The 3,058-nt window shown below is 57.3% G+C and carries 3 protein-coding genes; all 3 read left to right on the plus strand.

What is annotated here, in order from left to right:
* A partial coding sequence (locus QM579_RS10660; RefSeq protein ID WP_414999127.1) for an FAD-dependent oxidoreductase occupies positions 1–912 on the plus strand: 912 nt, incomplete at its 5' end.
* A gap of 239 nt (positions 913–1,151) precedes the next feature.
* On the plus strand, positions 1,152–1,979 hold the full coding sequence (locus tag QM579_RS10665) for a histidinol-phosphatase (protein ID WP_414999128.1): 828 nt from the start codon (positions 1,152–1,154) through the stop codon (positions 1,977–1,979).
* A gap of 372 nt (positions 1,980–2,351) precedes the next feature.
* Positions 2,352–3,058: ATP-binding cassette domain-containing protein (locus tag QM579_RS10670; RefSeq protein ID WP_414999129.1), on the plus strand; the 707-nt coding region annotated here is incomplete at its 3' end.

Consider the following 3,058-nt stretch of genomic DNA (forward strand, 5'->3'; position numbering starts at 1 on the left):
CTTGATTTATTTACAAAAATGAATGAGGGATTTTTCGAGGAGGGTAGCATGGTATTGCGTGCCAAGATTGGCATCCCTGCCTTCCGTTTGCCCAAGAATGTGGTTGCCACAGAAATCAACGGTCTGCGTCTGGCGGGTGTGGATTTTCATCTCAACTCCGTCGGCGGGCGCACCGTCGAGGTTGAAGAGCTGCTGGAAACCCACCACGCCGTCTTTATCGGTGTAGGCGCTGGCCTGCCCACGTTTTTGGGCGTACCCGGCGAAAACCTTGTGGGCGTATTTTCAGCCAACGAGTACCTTACCCGCGTAAATCTGGGCCGTGCCTATGATTTCCCCGGTCAGGACACCCCTGCCTTTCCCGGCAAGAATGTGACTGTCTTCGGCGCTGGCAACGTGGCAATGGACGCGGCCCGCACCGCTCTGCGCATGGGCGCTGAAAGCGTGCACATCGTCTACCGCCGCACCAAGGCAGAAATGCCTGCCCGCCTTGAAGAACTGGAACACGCCGAAGAAGAAGGCGTGCAGTTCGCTATGCTTTCCGCCCCTGTGCGCTTTAACGGCGATGCCGAAATGCGCCTGACTTCCGTCACCCTGCAAAAAATGGAACTGGGCGAACCCGATGCCTCTGGCCGACGCCGCCCCGTGGCCATTGAGGGCGAAGTATACGACCTGCCCACCGATCTGGCCGTTGTGGCTCTGGGCACACGCTCCAACCCCATCCTGCTCGATGCCACCCCCAAACTCAAGCAGAACAAGTGGGGCTATATCGAGGTGAATGAAGAAACTGGCGAAACATCCATTCCCAACGTTTTTGCCGGGGGCGACATTGTTACTGGCGCTGCCACCGTCATTCTCGCAATGGGTGCGGGGCGCAAGGCCGGCCAGGAAATCGTGAAGCGCCTGCTTAAATAAAGTACAGCCGCAGCACACTGCTGTTTCAAGGGTGGGAATGTCTGTCGGACATTCCCACCCTTTTTTGTGCGGCATGCCATCGTGCTTTAGTTCGGACCCCCTGGGGCTGCACTGCCTGCCGCATCTTGCCAGTCGGGCATTTACGGTTCATAGTATCCCTATACACCAACCTTCCTCCCGCATGGGAGGCCGGGGCTCCCCCGGAGCATTCATGAAAACCCACTCAGGAAAGCCCACTCATGATCCTCGCAGACCTGCACACCCACACCAAATATTCCCACGGCGGCAACAGCCCCGCCGAAATGTTCGCAGCCGCCCAGGCCAAAGGCCTTGAGATCATCGGCTTTACAGAACACTCACCGCGCCCCTTGGGTTTTGACTATACAAACGAGTACAGGGATAAACTAACGCGCCACTTGCCGGACTACGCAAGTGAAGTTCTGGCGCTCAAGGCCGCCAACGCAAACGGCCCCTGCCGTGTGCTCTTTGGTATGGAAATGGACTGGCTTGAAGGTCAACTGGACTTCACCCGCGCGTCCTGTGCCGCCTATGATTTCGACTACCTGCTGGGCAGTGTGCACTTTATCGGGCAATGGGGCTTTGATGACGGTCCCGAACCCTGGAAAGGCATGTCGCAGGAAGAATGCGAAATCCAGTACACACGCTACTTTGAAATATGGGAGCGCATGCTGGCTTCGGGTCTTTTCAACATTGCGGCCCACCCCGACCTCGTCAAGATTTTCTCCGTTGAGCAATTCCACGTCTGGCTGACCAAACCGGAAAGCCAGGCTCTTGTGCGGCGTGGTCTCGCGGCTCTGCGGCAGTCTGGCATGAGCATGGAAATCTCCTCGGCGGGCGTGCGCAAAGCCTGCCGCGAAATCTACCCCGCGCCTCCCATTATGGTCATGGCTGCGGAAATGGATTTGCCCATAAGCTTTGCTTCCGATGCGCATGTGACGGACGATGTGGGTTACGGTTTTGCCCGCCTGGCCTCCTACGCGAGCGCTTTCGGCTTCAGAGAGTATACAGTGTTTGACCGTGGGCAACGTACTGCCTACCCCATTTAAGGCCAACCCGTCAGAGCATTTAATGAAAAAAATTTAAATGCTCTAACGCTGCACAAGCGTGCAACGCGCCGCAACACAGCGTGGATTCTGCCGAAAATCGTATGCTTCGGCAGGATGACAACTCTGAGATGTAATGCATTTCAAAGTTAATCTACTCTAGAAATGGCTCAGGCAGCCTCCCCGGCAAAACAAGGAAAACTGCCAGCCATAAAGCCATCGGGCCAGCTTCAGCTTTTTCATCGGGCTGAACAATGTTTCGGCAATGCAGCCTCTCGAGGCTGCCCGCCAAAACCGGACAGCCAAAGAACAGCGCCTCTTTCACACAGCCAAGCCTGTTCACCTTGCGTTGAAGTTCGGCAGCAGGAATGATCTATGTTTGAACCGCTTGTGACCATCGAAGATCTGAGTCTTTTTCTGCCCGGCGACGCCAGTCAGCGAATGGTTTTGCACCACATTGACTGGCGGATTGAGCGTGGCCGCCACTGTGCCCTGCTTGGGTCCAACGGCTCCGGCAAGTCTACCCTGCTGCGGCTGCTGCGCGGTGAACTCTGGCCCGCAAGCGGCCATATCTGGTGGCATACGGCAGAGGGGCGCGAACAGTCGCCGCTGGCCGGACGGGCCATGACAACTCTTGTTTCCCCGGCGCAGCAAGAAAACTATCAGCGTCAGGCGTGGGATCTCACAGGTCTTGACCTGCTGCTCACTGGTTTTGAAGACACACCCCTGATTTATTCAGACGGCGGCAATCAGGCGCTGGCACGCCGCGAAGCAGCCGTGCGCATGGCTACCCGCCTTGAGGCAGAAGGCCTTCTGGACCGGGACACGCCTACGCTTTCTCAGGGGCAGTTGCGCCTGCTTCTTCTGGGCAGGGCGCTGTTGCGGGCCCCTGGTCTGCTTTTGCTTGATGAATGCACAGACGGGCTGGATGCCCGCTACCGGGAAATTTTCTTTGACGTGCTGGAAGAATACGCCCCGCGCTGTACTATTGTAATGACCGCTCACCGTCCGGGGCAGATACCCGAATGGTGCGTGGAGCGGCGCTACGTCAGCGAAGGGCGTTTGTACGCAACACAGCCCGA

Origin of the sequence: Desulfovibrio sp., from assembly GCF_047607245.1 — a bacterium.
In the GTDB taxonomy this organism is placed as follows: domain Bacteria; phylum Desulfobacterota; class Desulfovibrionia; order Desulfovibrionales; family Desulfovibrionaceae; genus Desulfovibrio.